The sequence below is a fragment of the Gordonia sp. (in: high G+C Gram-positive bacteria) genome, from assembly GCF_049299075.1.
GTDB lineage: Bacteria > Actinomycetota > Actinomycetes > Mycobacteriales > Mycobacteriaceae > Gordonia.
Window position 1 is genome coordinate 1 of record NZ_JBAQWU010000501.1, and the last position, 1,522, is coordinate 1,522.

Here is a 1,522-nt window from a genome sequence, read left to right on the forward strand (position 1 = left end):
GGGCTTCGGCGCGGCCGTCTTCTTGGCTCGCTTGGCGCTCTTCGGCTGCTGCCGCTGCCGGGTCACCGGGGCGTCGCTGACACCTGCGCCATCGGCCCCAGCACCAGACCCGGCACCAGCCGCGCCGTCACCATCGGCCGCACCCTTGCCATCGCGGTCGAAGCCGGGGATCGAGAAGGGCGTCACGGCCTTGCCCTTGCGCGCCTGACGCTCATGCAGCGCCCGCTCGGCCTCAGACCCAGGAGCCGGCATCCGGCGGATGACGTAGAACTGCTGGCCCATCGACCACAGGTTGGTCGTCAGCCAGTAGAGCAGCACGCCGATGGGGAAGTTGATGCCCGACAGCGCGAAGAACAGCGGCATCAAATACAAGATGATGTTCTGCTGCTTCATGTAGGGGTTGTCCATCGCCGACGCCGGCAGGTTCTTGCGCATGAGTTGGCGCTGCGTCGTGAAGGTCGTCGCCGACATGAGCACGATGAGCACGACCGTGACGATCTTCGTCGCAAGATCGGTCGAGTTCATGAACGACGACGAGAACGGCGCCCCAAAGATGTTGGACGTCTCGATCTGTTGCGCGATCTCCGGCGTGATCGGACCAATCGGCGCGTGCTTGCCCTCGGCGATCCCCTTGAGGTTGTTGAGCACCGTGAAGAGCGCAAAGAAGAACGGCGACTGCAGCAGGATCGGCAGACATGACGAGAGCGGGTTGGTGCCGGACTTCTTGTAGAGATCCATCGTCTCCTGGGTCATCGCCTGCCGCGACTCAGGATCGGTCTTGCCCTTGTACTTCGCCTGGATCTTCTGGATCTCCGGCTGGATCAGCTGCATCTTGCGCGACGCGTGGATCTGCTTGACGAACAGCGGAATGAGCACGATCCGCACGACCACCGTGAGCCCGACGATCGACAGCGCCCACGCCCAGCCACCGCCGATGCCGAGCAGCGTCCACAGCTTGTGCCAGGCCAACATGACCCACGCTTCGCCGACGGTCAGCGGCGACAGAATGGTGTTGAAGAAATCTCCCACGGTTTGCCTCTACTCCTGTGGTGAGACGGTCGTCTCAGCTTGGGTGGTGAGACCGGAGTCTCACCGATGGCGGTCAGCGGGCGGGCACCCCAGCAGGGGTATGCCGTGCGCTCACCGAATGGTCAGGTGGCGGCCCGCTGTGGGGCCGGGGTGGTCGCCGGCTCGCCTGTCGACCTCGCGGGCGACGGGCCCGACGACTGCAGACGGGACTCGGCATCGGGTCGGTGAGCGCGCGTCGTCACTCGCTCGGGAACGTGGTCGACGCCGCCAGGGTTCCACGGGTGACACCGCGACAGCCGGCGCGCGGCAAGCCACGTCCCCTTGATCGGACCGAAGCGCACGAGGGCGGTCACGGCATACGACGAGCACGAGGGATAAAACCGGCACGACGGCGGCAGCATCGGCGACACGCAGAGCTGGTAGATCCGCACGAGCACGAGCAGGGGCACGGCGGCGACCTTCTGCCACGTCCACGGCCCGCGCAGCCCGGGCC

At 66.0% G+C, this 1,522-nt stretch carries 2 protein-coding genes; both read right to left on the minus strand.

Going from position 1 to position 1,522, the window contains the following annotated elements; all coding sequences use genetic code 11:
• Positions 1-1,029: membrane protein insertase YidC (gene yidC / locus WAW85_RS15910; RefSeq protein WP_422560562.1), on the minus strand; the 1,029-nt coding region annotated here is incomplete at its 3' end.
• A 122-nt stretch (positions 1,030-1,151) separates the two neighbouring features.
• On the minus strand, positions 1,152-1,522 hold a 371-nt coding region (yidD, locus tag WAW85_RS15915; RefSeq protein WP_422560563.1), incomplete at its 5' end, for a membrane protein insertion efficiency factor YidD.